At 71.2% G+C, this 13,729-nt stretch carries 12 protein-coding genes and 1 pseudogene; 8 read left to right on the top strand and 5 right to left on the bottom strand.

All coding sequences use genetic code 11. The features are described 5' to 3' along the window. The first annotated feature begins 78 nt into the window (after nt 1-78). Nucleotides 79-914, top strand: a pseudogene (locus A3862_RS10345) (outer membrane protein). Nucleotides 915-1,034: 120 nt separating this feature from the next. On the opposite strand, the gene A3862_RS10340 reads toward A3862_RS10345, so the two are convergent. From A3862_RS10340 to A3862_RS10325, 4 genes are all read right to left on the bottom strand, one after another. Next, nucleotides 1,035-1,448: a VOC family protein gene (locus tag A3862_RS10340; RefSeq protein WP_043386105.1), complete on the bottom strand. Its 414-nt coding sequence runs from the start codon at nt 1,446-1,448 to the stop codon at nt 1,035-1,037. A gap of 341 nt (nt 1,449-1,789) precedes the next feature. Then, nucleotides 1,790-3,100, bottom strand: coding sequence for an MFS transporter (locus A3862_RS10335; RefSeq protein ID WP_043348042.1), 1,311 nt, complete (start codon nt 3,098-3,100; stop codon nt 1,790-1,792). Nucleotides 3,101-3,626: 526 nt separating this feature from the next. After that, the gene (locus A3862_RS10330) at nt 3,627-5,198 is read right to left on the bottom strand and encodes an ABC transporter substrate-binding protein (RefSeq protein WP_043348046.1); all 1,572 of its coding nucleotides are present in this window, start codon (nt 5,196-5,198) and stop codon (nt 3,627-3,629) included. A 90-nt stretch (nt 5,199-5,288) separates the two neighbouring features. After that, nucleotides 5,289-5,609, bottom strand: a complete 321-nt coding sequence (locus A3862_RS10325) for a hypothetical protein (protein ID WP_043759544.1) — start codon at nt 5,607-5,609, stop codon at nt 5,289-5,291. A gap of 239 nt (nt 5,610-5,848) precedes the next feature. Between A3862_RS10325 and A3862_RS10320 the strand changes: the two genes are divergently transcribed. Both A3862_RS10320 and A3862_RS10310 read left to right on the top strand, forming a co-directional pair. Continuing rightward, a complete protein-coding gene (locus A3862_RS10320; RefSeq protein WP_236961932.1) occupies nt 5,849-6,385 on the top strand; it encodes a PAS domain-containing protein in 537 nt (178 codons plus the stop codon). 375 nt (nt 6,386-6,760) lie between these two features. Next, a complete protein-coding gene (locus A3862_RS10310; protein WP_236961930.1) occupies nt 6,761-7,399 on the top strand; it encodes a hypothetical protein in 639 nt (212 codons plus the stop codon). 274 nt (nt 7,400-7,673) lie between these two features. On the opposite strand, the gene A3862_RS10305 is transcribed toward A3862_RS10310, so the two are convergent. Further along, nucleotides 7,674-8,147: a CYTH domain-containing protein gene (locus A3862_RS10305; protein WP_043348059.1), complete on the bottom strand. Its 474-nt coding sequence runs from the start codon at nt 8,145-8,147 to the stop codon at nt 7,674-7,676. Between the two features lie 245 nt (nt 8,148-8,392). Between A3862_RS10305 and A3862_RS10300 the strand changes: the two genes are divergently transcribed. The 5 genes from A3862_RS10300 (at nt 8,393) to A3862_RS10280 (ending at nt 13,729) form a co-directional block, all read left to right on the top strand. Then, nucleotides 8,393-8,860 (top strand): NUDIX hydrolase, encoded by a 468-nt coding sequence (locus A3862_RS10300; RefSeq protein ID WP_051044698.1) that lies wholly within the window; start codon nt 8,393-8,395, stop codon nt 8,858-8,860. A 195-nt stretch (nt 8,861-9,055) separates the two neighbouring features. After that, nucleotides 9,056-11,497, top strand: coding sequence for a bifunctional diguanylate cyclase/phosphodiesterase (locus A3862_RS10295; protein ID WP_111473563.1), 2,442 nt, complete (start codon nt 9,056-9,058; stop codon nt 11,495-11,497). Nucleotides 11,498-11,637: 140 nt separating this feature from the next. Next, nucleotides 11,638-11,835, top strand: coding sequence for a hypothetical protein (locus tag A3862_RS10290; RefSeq protein ID WP_043353828.1), 198 nt, complete (start codon nt 11,638-11,640; stop codon nt 11,833-11,835). Nucleotides 11,836-12,191: 356 nt separating this feature from the next. Continuing rightward, nucleotides 12,192-12,782 carry an aldehyde dehydrogenase iron-sulfur subunit PaoA gene (gene paoA / locus A3862_RS10285; RefSeq protein ID WP_043759553.1) on the top strand — a complete coding sequence of 197 codons (591 nt, stop codon included), beginning with the start codon at nt 12,192-12,194 and terminating at the stop codon, nt 12,780-12,782. Further along, a complete protein-coding gene (locus tag A3862_RS10280) occupies nt 12,779-13,729 on the top strand; it encodes an FAD binding domain-containing protein (RefSeq protein WP_043386121.1) in 951 nt (316 codons plus the stop codon). Before paoA ends, A3862_RS10280 begins: the two co-directional genes overlap by 4 nt.

Below are 13,729 nucleotides of genomic sequence, written 5' to 3'. Positions count from 1 at the left end.
AATGCACTATCGCGTCCGCACATCCTGACGTCCTGTCCGCCCCGCACACATCCCGCCTAACGGGAGACAGAGGACCAGATGATCAAGAAGCTTCTTCTCGCGAGCGCCGCCACGGCCCTCCTGACCGGTGCCGCCTCGGCTGCCGACCTGCCGCGCCGCGCCGCCCCGCCGCCGGTCTTCACCCCCGTCCCGGTCTTCACCTGGACCGGCGCCTATTTCGGTATCAACGCCGGCTACGCTTTCGACGCCAGCGACCGCAACACCGGCAACACCTTCGCCGTGCCGTTCCCCTACGCCGCTCCCGGCACCGTCGCCTCCTTCCGCAACCGCAGCCAGGACGGCTTCTCCGGCGGTGGCCAGATCGGCTACAACTGGCAGCTGACCCCGGCTCCGGCGTCGTGTTCGGTATCGAGGCGGACGCCCAGTACCTCGACTTCGGCCGTAACCGGAACAACGCCTTCGTCGCCGGCGCGCTGGCTCCCGGCTACTACGTCACCGACCCGCGCGGCCTCTCCAGCCTCGACTTCTTCGGCACCGTCCGCGGCCGCCTCGGCTACGCCTTCGACCGCACCCTCGTGTACGGCACCGGCGGCTTCGCCTACGGCTCCGGCAGCGCCGACCGCTCCTTCGGCGGCTACGCCGGCAACGACAGCTTCCGCACCGGCTGGGCCGTCGGCGGCGGCGTCGAGTACGCGCTTCCCACCGACTCTTTCCTGAACTTCTTCCGCTCCTCGGCCGTGACGCTCAAGGTCGAAGGCCTGTACGTCAACCTCGACCGCAACACCCGCAACCAGGGCGCGTTCGTCATCAACGCCGCCAACAACTTCCCCGTCGTCTACAGCGGCATCGGCCGCCGTTCCGACGAGTTCGCCGTCGTCCGCGCCGGCCTGAACTACAAGTTCGGCTCCTACTAAGACCGCGCCGCGGCGGTCGGATCCCGACCGCCGCGCCAAGCCGAGCTCGCAAGGGGCCGCGTCCGAAAGGACGCGGCCCTTTCGGCGTTGAGGGCCGCCCCGACGCGGCCCGGCGCCGTCTCAGTAGCCCTTCCAGAGGCCCGGGGTGGCCAGCTCCAGCAGGTGCCCGTCCGGGTCGCGGAAGTAGACGCTGACGCCGCCCCTCGGCCAGCGGGTGCGCCCCTCGACGGCCACGCCGGAGGCCGCGAGATGCTCCTCCCAGGACGCGAGGGCGTCCGCGTCGATCGAGAACGCGACATGGGCCGGGCCGCGGCCGTCATGCGGCGGGATGAGCCCGCCCGGCGTCTCGATCGGCTGCAGGGACCCGCCCTCCGGGAAGAGCAGGAGGACGCCGCGGCCGCCGACGTCGAAGGCGCGCATGCGGAAATCCGTGAAGAGGCAGGGCAATCCCATTGTGTCGCGGTAGAAGGCTTCGGCGCGGTCGAGATCCGCGACGTACAGCGCCGTCTCCAGGATGGCGTTGAGCTTGGGCACGGCGATCTCCTGACGGCATCTCGGTCACGGGCGGCCCGGCCGCCGGGCTCGATCGTCCGGCGGGGATGTTCCGCGACGCCGCGCGAGCCGCGCGGTCCGCCGGCGACCGCGCCGGCGGTCACCGTCGGCAGAGCCTCGCGGTCGATCCGCCTCGGCCTGACGCGTCGGCTCCGCCCGGACGGCGTCCTGCAAGGCGTCGTCCAACGTCATGGGTCCGGCTCCCGGTCATCGGTGCGCCCGGCCGGCGGGCCCCGATCCGGTCCGGATCGGCGCCGTGCCGGGCGATGGCGGCACCAGGGCCAACCGGCCGGTCCCGGACTCGGTTCGCCGCCGCGCCGGGCTCAGACGGTCGACGGGCGCGGCGTACCCCGGTCGGGACGCGGGGCACGGCCCGGCACCAGTGACAGGGCGGCCGAGAGCAAGGCGAAGGCCACCAGGGGCAGAAGGCTCAGGGTGAAGCTGCCGGTCCCGTCCTTGATCGCGCCGATCAGGTAGGGGCCCAGGAAGCCGCCGAGATTTCCGACCGCGTTGATCGCCGCGATGCTCGCCGCCGCCGTGGCGGGCGGCATCTGCTCGGTCGCGAGCGCCCAGAACGGCCCCTTGAGCATGTAGACGCCGACCGCCGCGACCGTCAGCGCCGCCACGACCGGGCCGAGCCCCGAGAGGACCGTCCCGCCCGCGAGCCCCAGCGCCAGGACCAGGAACGAGAGCGCGAGGTGCCAGCGCCGCTCGGCGGTCCGGTCGCTGTGCCGGCCCCAGAGGACCATGGCCAAGGACGCGAATCCGTACGGGATGCTGTTCAGGAGCCCGGTCTCGACATTGCCGAGGCCGAAGCTCTTGACGATCTGCGGCGTCCAGAACGACAGCCCGTAGCTGCTCGCCGTCGAGCCGAAATAGATCGCCGCGAAGAGGGCGAGCCGCCGGTCGCGCAGGATCTCCCAGAGCGGCGGCTTCGCGGGCGCGCCGCGGCGGGTGTTGCGCGCCGCCTCGGACCGGAGCTGCCGCTCCAGCCAGTCCCGCTCGGCCGCCGGCAGCCACGCCGCCTCCCGCGGCCCGTCCGGCAGGAACCACAGGACCGCGACGGCCAGGACCACCGCCGGCAGGCCCTCGAGGATGAACAGCCACTGCCAGCCGGCGAGGCCGAACCCCGTCACGTTGAGCAGCGCGCCGGAGATCGGCGAGCCGAGGAAGGACGAGATCGGGATCGAGATCATGAAGATCCCGATGATCCGCGCCCGGTAGGCGGAGGGGAACCAGTAGGTGAGGTAGAGGATCACGCCGGGGAAGAAGCCGGCCTCGGCGAGCCCCAGCAGGAAGCGCAGGGCGATGAACGACCACGGCCCCTGCACCAGCGCCATGGCGGCGGAGATCAGGCCCCAGGTGGCCATGATCCGGGCGATCCACAGCCGCGCCCCGAAGCGCTCCAGCATCAGGTTGCTGGGGATCTCCATCAGGAAATAGCCGAGGAAGAAGATCCCGGCGCCCCAGCCGAACACGGTCGCCGACAGGCCGACATCGTGGTTCATCTGGATCGCCGCGAAGCCGACATTCACGCGGTCCAGGAAGGACACGAAGTAGGCGAGGATCAGGAACGGCACGAGCCGCCAGCCGATCCTGCGCATCGCCGAGCGTTCCAGGGCGGCGTCGTCCATGGCCTATCCTCGCGCGTGTCGTGGGCTCGGGCCGGCCCCCCGGGGTCCGGATCGATCCAGGTCACGGCTCCAGATAACGGCCGGGCCCGCACGGGGCTCGACGTCGCCGCGGTGGCCCCCGTGAGCGGCGGGCCGGGCGTCTCGTCTCGGGCTTCCTCGCGGGCCGGTCATCTCTGGTTGTGACCTGTGCCAACCTCAGCTTAACCCGCGGCCGCCGCGGCTGGGAAGCGCCATCGGGCTTCAACGGATCGGATCTGTCGAAGCCCGACGGCGTATGCGTCCGCCAGGCTGACGGCCGCGATCGCCTGCAGGCGCGCGCGCCGGGCTGCCGCACCTGCGGGCCGCGAAGCGCCATCCGGCGGCCATCCAGGCCGCGCGACGCTCGGCGACGTCCCGCGATTCCGGGTTGCCGGCGCCGCTCGCCGGGACGGAGACACGGCGGGCGGCTCCCGACGCCGGGGCCTCGGTCTGGTTCGGAGCGACCGCCGTGCCGCAGGTCCGGGTCGGGACGGCGGTCCGCCGCCCGTCACCCCTTCTTCACGTTCCAGAACATCGGCACGCCGTCGAGCACGCCGGTCAGGGACGGCTTGTACGAGGTCTGGTTGAAATATTGCCCGAGGGGCAGGTAGGGCAGGTCGGTGAAGGCCTGGCGCTGAAGGGCGCCCGCGAGCTGCTTGCGCGCGGCGGTGTCCGGAGCATCCAGCCACTGGTCCCGCAACGCCTCGATCTTCTCGCTGGTGGGCCAGCCGATCGCGGCGCTCTGGCCGGTCCCGCGCAGGAAGGCGCTGACCGCCGGGTTGGCCTGGTCGAGCCCCGCCCAGAAAGTGCAGAAGGCGCTCCAGCCGCCCTGGGCGATCGGGTCCTTCTTGGCGCGCCGCTGCACCACCGAGCCCCAGTCCATGACCTGATAGTCGACGTTGAAGCCGGCGCGCGTGAGCATGTCGGCCGCCACGTCGGCGAGCGCCTTGAGGCTGGGGAAGTCCGAGGCGCCCATCAGCACCACCTTCTCGCCCTTGTAGCCCGCCGCCGCCAGCGCCGTCTTGGCCGCCTCGTAGTCGCGCTTGCTCGTGAGGACATCGAGGCCGACATCGCTCGCCATCGGCAGGCCGGGGCAGAAGAACCCGGTGGGCACGTGGATCAGCTTGGGATCGGTGCCGGTCACCGCCTGCATGAAGTCGGTCTGGTCGACGACCTTCAGCAGCACCTGCCGGATGGCCGGGTTGTCGAAGGGCGGCTGAAGCTGGTTCATCCGCAGGCAGCCGATCAGGCCGGTCGGGTCGGTGATCCGCGTCGTGAGCCCGCCCAGGGTCGGAACGAGATCGGCCGGCGGCTGCTCCCACCAATCCATCTCGCCGGTCTGCATGGCCGAGGCGGCGGTGGCTTGGTCGGGAATGACGTGCCACTCGACCCGGTCGACGAAGACGCGCTTCGGACCCGAGGTCCATTGCGGCTCGCCGCCCTCGCGGGGGACGTAGCCGGCAAAGCGCTCGTAGACCACCCGGGCGCCGACGACGCGCTCGTCCGCCTTGAAGCGGAAGGGGCCGCTGCCGACCATCTCGGTCACCTGCGTGAACGGGTCGGTCTTGGCGAGCCGCTCCGGCATGATGGCGCAGATCGAGGATCCGACCTTACCGAGGGCCTCCGGCAGGAGCGCGAAAGGCTTTTTCAGCCGGAACTGGATCGTCCGGTCGTCGGGGGCCGAGAGTTCGTCCGTGTAGGCCATGAGCGTCTGGCCCATGGCGTCGCGCTTGCCCCAGCGGGCGATGCTCGCCACGCAGTCGCGGGCGAGCACGGGGCTGCCGTCGTGGAAGGTCAGCCCGGGCCGCAGGGTCAGGCGCCAGAGCTTGTCGTCGTTCTCCACCGTGTGGCCCGCCACCATCTGCGGCTGGGCGGCATAGCGCGCATCGGTGCCGTAGAGCGTGTCGAACACGGCGAGCCCGTGATTGCGGGTCACGTAGGCGGTCGTCCAGATCGGATCGAGCACCGTCAGGTCGGCCTGCGGGATGAATTTGAGCGTCCGCGCGGCACTGCCCTGCGCCAAGGCCGGGGCCGCGAGGGCGGCGCCCGACAGGGCCATGAAGGATCGTCTGTTCAGCATGCCGACTCGCCCGAGCGTTGCAACCCGGCAAAGGTTAGCACGTGGCGGGCCAAGCACGTCACGGGCGAAGCGGATCAGGGGCGAAGCGCGTTACGGGCGAGCCGATGCGCGTCGCTCCGCGAGATTCCGCACGAGGTCCAGGAGACGATGGCGAAGCTCGGGATCCTCGATCCGCCGGAAGGCGGACAGGAGAGCCTCCGCCTCGTCGGCGCGCCGTTCGGCACCGCCATCGTCCCGTTCGGCGGCGCGCGGGCCGTACAGGGTGGCTGCCGGAATCGCCAGGGCTTCGGCGATCCGCTGCAGGAGCCGCCCCGTCGCCGATTCGGGCGGACGGGCCCGGTGATCGAACGGGTTGTCCTCCGGCGCCGCATCCCCGAAGGATCCGCCCGGATCAGGTGCTTTGGGTCCCATCGGCGGTCAAGCTTCGGCACGCAGGCTGGCGGGAGCATTCATAATACAGAAGAATGCCGACACGCGAGTGCCCAGCAAGCAACAGTTGCATAATTGCGCCAAGAATCCCTTGAGGTTGTGACAGACATCCTAATAAGAGGTGATCGGGGACGAATACGAACACCGCCATGCCCAAGACTAAGCCGCACGCCGGTCGGAACCGTTCCAGGGCGTTCCCGATCGCGGGCGAGACCGCGGACATGATCGGACACTGGGACTGGGATGCCGCCACGGACCGCGTACGAGTCGATGCCTTCGCGGCTCGCCTCTTCACGGTCGATCCCGCCGAGGCCGAAGCGGGTCTCCCGCTGGCGTTCTACGACGGGATCACCCATCCCGACGACCGCGAACGGGTCATCGGCCTGATCCGCCGCAGCGCCGCGGAGGGGAGCCCGTACATCGCCGAGTACCGGGTGATCTCCATCGACGGCCGGACGCACTGGGTTCTGGCCCGCGGCCGCATCTTCGGCGACCATACGGGCCGGCCGGCCGGCGGTCGCGGAATCCTGGTGGATGTCACGCGGCTGCGCGCGAGCGAGGGCCTCTGCGATGAGGTCACGCCCGGTGCCGGGGAGACGCCGCTGGACCGGGCGGTCGAGCATGCCATCGCCGCGCAGGACGCGATCGTCGCCGCCGGGGATCCGGTGCTGAAGGCCCAGGCGGACGCGCTGCTGATGGCGCTGGGACGGCGGCTGGCACAGCGGCACGTGGTGGAGCAGCGACGGCGCCTGAACTGACGTCGGCGATCGATCGCTGATCATCACGCGTGACGATCGGCCATGAGCAAGTTCTCGCCGAGGTGATGACTTTGTCGGCGACGATCCAGGGCGCCCTGCAGGCTGCCGAAGGCGTCGCGTCCGGCACCGCCGCGGTGACGATCACGGACGGCAGCGTCCGGGTGCGGGCGCCGGCTGAGCTCCGCGCCGGCGCAGGCCGCCCGATCCGGAAGGACCCTGGTCCTCGCCGCCGCCGCTCCCGCACGCGGGCCGGCCGGGTGGCGCCTCTCCAACGGCAGCACGCAACACCTTCCTGAATGGCCCCGGTGAACACGACTTCCATTTCTCGGCTCACCGCTTGGATATGACGGCAGCCGATTTCAACTACAAAGAAATTTGATCAGTACGCGCCCGTCTTTCTGGACAACGGCCGAGATCAGGCTTAACCTGGATATGTTCGTGCCGCCGATGTGCGGGCTCGAATGCTTCCAAGGATCGTCTTACATGAAGCGCCGCAGCGCGCGACCGTTCATGGTCGAAGTCAAGCAGACCCGTCCGGCCCGCACATCGCTGACTGCCACTGAAGCGCGCTCCCGCCCGGACAAGACTCTATGGCCGGAACTGGCGCAGGCCGCGATGGAGCCGCCGGCATCCGTGCCTCAGGCGGCGCCGGCCCAACGCCCGGAACGGAAGGCGCCGGAGACACCGGCTCGCCGGGTTCTGCCGAGCCTCGTCCCCATGTTCGAGATTCCGGACGAGCCGGTGGCCGAACCGGCGGACGAGGCCGTGCCGGCACCTCGGGTGCGGCGGCCGCGCCGTACCCGGGCTCCCGCGTCCGAGCAGGACATCGCCCCCCAGGTGCAGGCGGCACCGCCGCGTCCGGCCGCAGAGCCGCCCCTGCCCGTCGCGGAGGCGCCCCCCCTGGCGGCCGCGTCCGGTCAAGGTCCGTCGCCGCGATCGACGGCCGGGCGGCGAACGAAGGACCTGCGGCTCGGGGAACGCTGGAAGCGGCGTCTTCCGCCGGCCCTGCGCTGACCCAAGCTGCGCTGACCGGTCCGGGCGCCTTCGCCCGGATCCGTCAGGGACAGCACGGTCCGAAGGTCTCTAGCCATCCGCGCAGACAGGCTTCGCAAGCCGGCCCGGCGCCCTCGGCCGGCGGGCTCCATCCGGTCCAAAACCGGCTCTATCCGTCAGCCCCGGGAGCGGCACGCCGGGCGGCTCGTCCCGCGTCCCGGCAATCCGGCGCTTGGCGGCGTCCCATTGGAACGCCGCCTGTCCAACCCGATGGATCCGGCGGGGGCGCAGACGGTCAAGCCGCCTGCCGCTCCGGCACCAGTCCCGCGGCCAGGCGCGAGTTGCGGTAGCGCGCGTCGCCGGTGACCTCGCCCTCGACCCAGGGGGGCAGCACCACCGGCTGGTCCTCGCGCTCCAGCTCGATCTCGGCCAGGATCAGGCCCGAGAGCCCCCCGCCGAACACGTCGACGTCCCACGTCGCTCCGGCATGGACGACCCGGTAGCGGGTCTTCTCCAGCCGCCGGTCGGGCGGCACCGTGGCGAGGAGCGCCGCGCCGTCCTCGGGCGGGATGGCGAATTCGATCTCGTCCCGGCAGGCGCCCCGGCGCGGGCTCTTCCACGTGATGAGCGTGCGCGCCCCGGCGCGGCGGATCCGGATCGTGTTGGCGGCGTCGGTGAAGAGATAGCCCTGAACGAAGTGCGTTCCCTCCCGGCACAGTGCCAGAACCGACGGGTTCGCGATGAACTTGCGCTCGATCTCGACCGGCATACCGTGCCTCGTGGACATTTGACGCAGGAGCTTTCGCGGAGGAGCCGGCCCGAGACAAGCGGGCTGCCGGGGATGAGCACAGCGCTGCGGGCATGGCTCGGTGCCGATTCGCACGGGCTGAATTGGGATCGTATTAAACTTATGTAAAAGCGCGAGGAGTCTTGGCCTTGCAAAAGCAACATCAGAAACCCCGCCCCCCAACTTCCCCGAGGTCGGCGCTGAAGACGTCATCCAAGCGGCCGAACCTGAAGAAGCTGCTCCGGAAGGCGCATGTCAAACCGCTGAAGCCGCTCAAGCAGGTGGCGGCCCTGCCGTTCCGCGTCGACGCGGAGGGCCGGATCGAGATCCTGCTGATCACCTCGCGGGATACGGGCCGCTGGATCATTCCGAAGGGCTGGCCGATGTCCGGCCGGAAGGCCCATCAGGCGGCCGAACGGGAGGCCTTCGAGGAGGCGGGTCTCAAAGGGCAGATCGCGGCGAGCCCGGTCGGTCGGTACCACTATCAGAAGCGCTTCGATCACGGCCGGGCGTTCCCCTGCATGGTCCGCGTCTACCCGCTGCGGGTCGAAGCCCAGCATGCGCGCTGGCCGGAGCAGGATCAGCGCACGCTGCGATGGTTCCCCCCCGAAGAGGCGGCGCGCCTCGTCCACGAGGACGAACTCCAGGAGCTGCTGGCGGACTTCGCGGTGCGGCCGGTTGAAAGCCACGGTTGAAGGCCGGCGCGGCCCGTTCGTCGCCGCGACCCGGGCGAGGCTATAGGGCAAAGAGGCTGCGCTGAAGGGGTGGGACAATCGCGCCGGAAACGCCCGCCCGCGGGTGCCGGGCCGTCCGCGACCGCAGCTTATGCAACTTCTGATTAGTATCCGCAGGTTACGGTTCCGGCCATCGCAGATGGGCGGGGCACCTCGATGTATCGCGCTTTCGCTTGCCTGACCGAGGAACACACCGCCTGGGTGGTGGCGCTGGCGGCCTGCATCTGCTGGATCTCCTGCGCGGTCGCCCTCAAGCTCGAGCAGCGCGTCCAGGCCCACAGGCACGGGCCGATCTGGCTCCTGGCCTCGGGCTTCTCGATCGGAGCCGGGATCTGGAGCACGCACTTCATCGGCATGCTCGGCTACGATCCCGGGGTGGTGCTCGGCTACGAGCCGCGCACGACCCTGCTCTCCCTGCTGGTCGCCATCGCGGCCGCCACCGCGGCCTTCCTGCTCGCCCGGGCCACGCCGTCGCGCTGGGCGGGGGCCGGGGCCGGCCTGGTGCTGGGGATCGGCATCGCCGGCATGCATTTCCTCGGCATCGCCGGCGTGCGGCTGCCCGGGCATTTCACCTGGGACCCGGCCCTGGCCGTCACGGCGATCGCGGCGGGCTGCCTGCTCTCGGCGGTGGGGATGGCCATCCATGTCGGGCCCGCCGGCCCGCGGGCCCGGTTCGCGGCCGCGACCGTCCTGACCCTCGCCATCGCGGTCCTGCACTTCCTGGCCATGGCGGCCGCCCGGGTGGTGCCGGATCCCGCCCTGGCGATCCCGCAGCTCGGTCTCGCCCGCGGCGTGCTGGCCGGCGGCATCGCCGCCATGATGGCCGTGATCCTGGCCTTCGCGGCGCTGACGCTGATGTTGGACCACCTGCGCCGGATCAACGTCGCCCTGGCCCGACAGAGCCACATGCTGCGGGAGAAGACCCTGCTGCTCGACGCCACCCTCGACAGCATGGACCAGGGTCTGATCATGGTCGACGCGGGCGGTGCGGTGCGCGTGTGCAACGAGCGGGCGCTGGCGCTCCTCGATCTGCCCCGGGCGATGATGCAGGCGCAGCCGAGCTACCGGGCGGTGCTGCGCCATGAGGCAAGCCGCCGCGAGCGCCGACTCACGGACCGCTCCTCCCGGGCCTGGATCGAGCGCGGCGAGGCCGGGCAGACGCAGGTCCACGAGCGGGCGCGGCCGAACGGCCTCGTGCTGGAGATCCGCACCGTGCCGCTGGCGGATGGCGGCTTCGTCCGGACCTTCACCGACATCACGGAGCGGAAGGCCGCCGAGGCCGAGGTGGCCCGCCTGGCGCGCCACGACGTGCTCACCGGCCTTCCGAACCGGGCGCTCTTCCACGAGACCCTCGCGCGCAGCCTCGCCGACATCGCCCTGCGCGGGGGCGCCTGCGCGGTCCTCTACCTCGACCTCGACGGCTTCAAGAGCGTGAACGACAGCCTCGGCCACCAAGCGGGGGACGAACTCCTGCGCCGCGTGGCGGCCGGCCTGCGGCGCGCCGCGGGGGACGGGGCGGTGGCCCGGCTCGGAGGCGACGAGTTCGCCGTGCTCTCGGACGGGGGCGCGGCGGAGGCCGCCGCCCTGGCCGAGCGCCTCATCGCCCTGTTCGACAGCCCGTTCAGCGTGGCCGGGCACCGGGTCGGCGTCGGCCTGAGCATCGGCATCGCGCTGGCGCCCGAGCACGGAATGGATGCGGAGCCCCTCTACCGCCGCGCCGACCTCGCCCTCTACCGGGCGAAGGCCGAGGGCCGCGGCACGTACCGGATCTTCACCCCCGCCATGGACGAGGAGGCCGAGGAGCGGCGGATGCTCGAACGCGACCTGCGGCAGGCTCTCGACGACGATACCTTGAGCCTGCACTATCAGCCGCAGGTGGACGGCTACACGGGGGCGCTCGTCGGGTTCGAGGCGCTGCTGCGCTGGACGCACCCGGTCCGCGGCAGCGTTGCGCCGAGCGTCTTCGTGCCGCTCGCCGAGGAAACCGGCCTGATCGTGGTGCTCGGCGACTGGGTGCTGCGCGAGGCCTGCCGCGAGGCGGCGCAATGGGCGCAGCCCCTGAAGGTCGCCGTCAATCTCTCGCCGCGCCAGTTCCAGAAGCCCGATCTGCCCGAGTCCGTCCTGGCCATCCTGGCAGAGACCGGCCTGTCGCCGGACCGCCTGGAGCTGGAGGTCACCGAGAGCATCATCATCAACGACATGGCGCGGGCCGTGGGCATCCTCCGGCGCCTGAAGGGCTACGGCATCCGGATCAGCATGGACGATTTCGGGACCGGCTACGCGTCGCTCGCCACCCTCCAGGCCTTCCCGTTCGACAAGCTGAAGATCGACCGCTCCTTCGTGGCGCAGCTCGGGACCGGACCGCAGGCTGCCGTGATCGTGCGCGCCGTGCTCAGCCTCGGCCGCAGCCTCGGCATGGGCGTGGTCGCGGAGGGCGTCGAGACCCACGCGCAGATGAAGTTCCTCACGGAGGAGGCCTGCGGCGAGATGCAGGGCTACCTGTTCGGCAAGCCGCGCCCGATCGCCGACTACGCCGCGGCGGTCGGCGCTCCCGCGGTGGCGGTCGCCGCCGGATCGGGCCTCGCCGCGGCCGGGTGAGGGCCGTCGCCGGCCTTACCCGATGGGGAACCCGCCGGATCCGTCCGACGTTGGGCCAGCAGATTGGATCACTTCTAAGGTCCACGCTCTCCGTTCCCCGCCAGGGCGGCCGCGGCCGCCGGCTTCACAGGAGCCTGACCATGAACGCCAAGTGCGAGACCTGCCGGTTCTTCGACGAGCACAAGGGCAACGGCGCCGTCGCCCAGAACGATGCCGGCCTGTGCCGCTTCAACCCGCCGGTCAGCCAGCCCGCGCCCGAGTCCAAGGGATTGTGGCCGATTGTCGGTGCCCAGGACTGGTGCGGCCACTACACCCCCGAGATGACGGCGGCCGAGTAGGAATTTTCGCAGGGCGCACGTTGGGGCCGGCCTTCGGGTCGGCCCTTTCGTTTGGCGTCAACGTCCCCGGCCGCCGCCGGGCGCCACCCGCAGCGCCGCACCGCGGTCGGCGCGCATGCGTCTCGTGATCGGTCGGGCCCGCGGCCTCCGACCGCGGGGCCCGCGATTTTCGGGTCGATGATCCCGTCGACCCCTGACCATCGGGGACGTGGGCGCTACCTTGGAGCCAATCCAGGGTGTCGGTGTTTCCCCGGGTGTCCCGCCTGCGATGGGCCGACGCGCGTCGGCGGCGGCGCCGGCCCGGAGACCGAGACGCGCCGTCCCTGCCCTTGTGATCTGAACCGGAGAGAAACTTGATGGTGGGAGCTACCGCCGCCGCGCCCCAGGACCGGGGTGCCGGGACTTCACAGACCACCGCACGGACCGACGCGCCGGTCCTCGCCACCGTCACCTTCACGGTGAACGGCGAGCGGCGCACGCTGGACCTCGACACCCGCACCAGCCTGCTCGACGCGGCACGCGAGCACCTGCACCTGACCGGGTCCAAGAAGGGCTGCGACCATGGCCAGTGCGGCGCCTGCACGATGATCGTCGACGGGCGGCGCATCAATGCCTGCCTGACGCTCGCGATCATGCACCAGGGCGCCGAGATCACCACGATCGAGGGGCTCGGCCAGCCGGACCAGCTCCATCCGATGCAGGCGGCCTTCGTGAAGCACGACGGCTACCAGTGCGGCTACTGCACGCCGGGCCAGATCTGCTCGGGCGTGGCCGTCCTCGAGGAGATCAAGGCCGGCATCCCGAGCCACGTCACCGTCGACCTCGATGCCGCACCCCGGGTCACCGAAGCCGAGATCCGCGAGCGCATGAGCGGCAACATCTGCCGCTGCGGCGCCTATTCCAACATCGTCGAGGCGATGACCGAAGTCGCCGGGGGGCAGGCATGAAGTCCTTCACCTACGAGCGCCCGAGCACGCCCGCTCAAGCCGCCGCCGCCGTCGCCGGGACGCCCGACGCCAAGTTCATCGCCGGCGGCACCAACCTCCTCGACCTGATGAAGCTGCAGATCGAGACCCCGCGCCACCTCGTGGACGTGAACGGCCTCGGCCTCGACACGGTGGAGCCGACCGCGGAGGGCGGCCTGCGCATCGGCGCCCTGGTGCGCAACACCGACCTCGCGGCCCATCCGCGGGTGCGCAAGGATTACGGGGTCCTGAGCCGGGCGCTGCTGGCCGGCGCCTCGGGCCAGCTGCGCAACAAGGCGACCACCGCCGGCAACCTGCTCCAGCGGACCCGCTGCCCGTATTTCTACGACACGGCCCAGGCCTGCAATAAGCGCCGGCCCGGCTCGGGCTGCTCGGCCCTCGACGGGGTCAACCGGCAGCTCGCGGTGATCGGCGGCAGCGACGCCTGCATCGCCACGCATCCGGGCGACATGGCGGTGGCCATGCGGGTGCTCGACGCCACCGTCGAGACGGTCGATGCCGCGGGCACGGAGCGCCGGATCCCGATCGCCGAGTTCCACCGCCTGCCCGGCGACGCCCCCGAACGGGATACGAACCTCGAGCCCGGCGAACTCATCACCGCGGTGACGCTGCCGAAGCCGGTGGCGGGCACGCATATCTACCGCAAGGTCCGCGACCGCGCCTCCTATGCCTACGCGCTGGTCTCGGTGGCCGCCATCCTCGGCAAGGACGGGACGGGTCACGTCGCCTTCGGCGGCGTCGCCGCCAAGCCCTGGCGGGACGCGGCGGCCGAGGCCGACCTGCCGAAGGGCGCGAAGGCCGTGACCGACCGGGTCTTCGCCGACGCCAAGCCCACCCCCGAGAACGCCTACAAGCTGAAGCTCGCCGAGCGGACCCTCGGCGCCGCGCTCAACCAAGCGAGGGCCTGA

The sequence above is a fragment of the Methylobacterium sp. XJLW genome, assembly GCF_003254375.1.
GTDB classification, from domain to species: domain Bacteria; phylum Pseudomonadota; class Alphaproteobacteria; order Rhizobiales; family Beijerinckiaceae; genus Methylobacterium; species Methylobacterium fujisawaense.
This window is presented reverse-complemented; position numbering and strand designations above follow the sequence as displayed.

Coding starts and splice junctions, on each gene's coding strand:
- A3862_RS10325 (WP_043759544.1), bottom strand. CDS start 5,609: ATGGGACCCAAAGCACCTGATCCGGGCGGATCCTTCGGGGATGCGGCG.
- A3862_RS10280 (WP_043386121.1), top strand. CDS start 12,779: ATGAAGTCCTTCACCTACGAGCGCCCGAGCACGCCCGCTCAAGCCGCC.
- A3862_RS10330 (WP_043348046.1), bottom strand. CDS start 5,198: ATGCTGAACAGACGATCCTTCATGGCCCTGTCGGGCGCCGCCCTCGCG.
- A3862_RS10290 (WP_043353828.1), top strand. CDS start 11,638: ATGAACGCCAAGTGCGAGACCTGCCGGTTCTTCGACGAGCACAAGGGC.
- paoA (WP_043759553.1), top strand. CDS start 12,192: ATGGTGGGAGCTACCGCCGCCGCGCCCCAGGACCGGGGTGCCGGGACT.
- A3862_RS10295 (WP_111473563.1), top strand. CDS start 9,056: ATGTATCGCGCTTTCGCTTGCCTGACCGAGGAACACACCGCCTGGGTG.
- A3862_RS10335 (WP_043348042.1), bottom strand. CDS start 3,100: ATGGACGACGCCGCCCTGGAACGCTCGGCGATGCGCAGGATCGGCTGG.
- A3862_RS10305 (WP_043348059.1), bottom strand. CDS start 8,147: ATGCCGGTCGAGATCGAGCGCAAGTTCATCGCGAACCCGTCGGTTCTG.
- A3862_RS10320 (WP_236961932.1), top strand. CDS start 5,849: ATGATCGGACACTGGGACTGGGATGCCGCCACGGACCGCGTACGAGTC.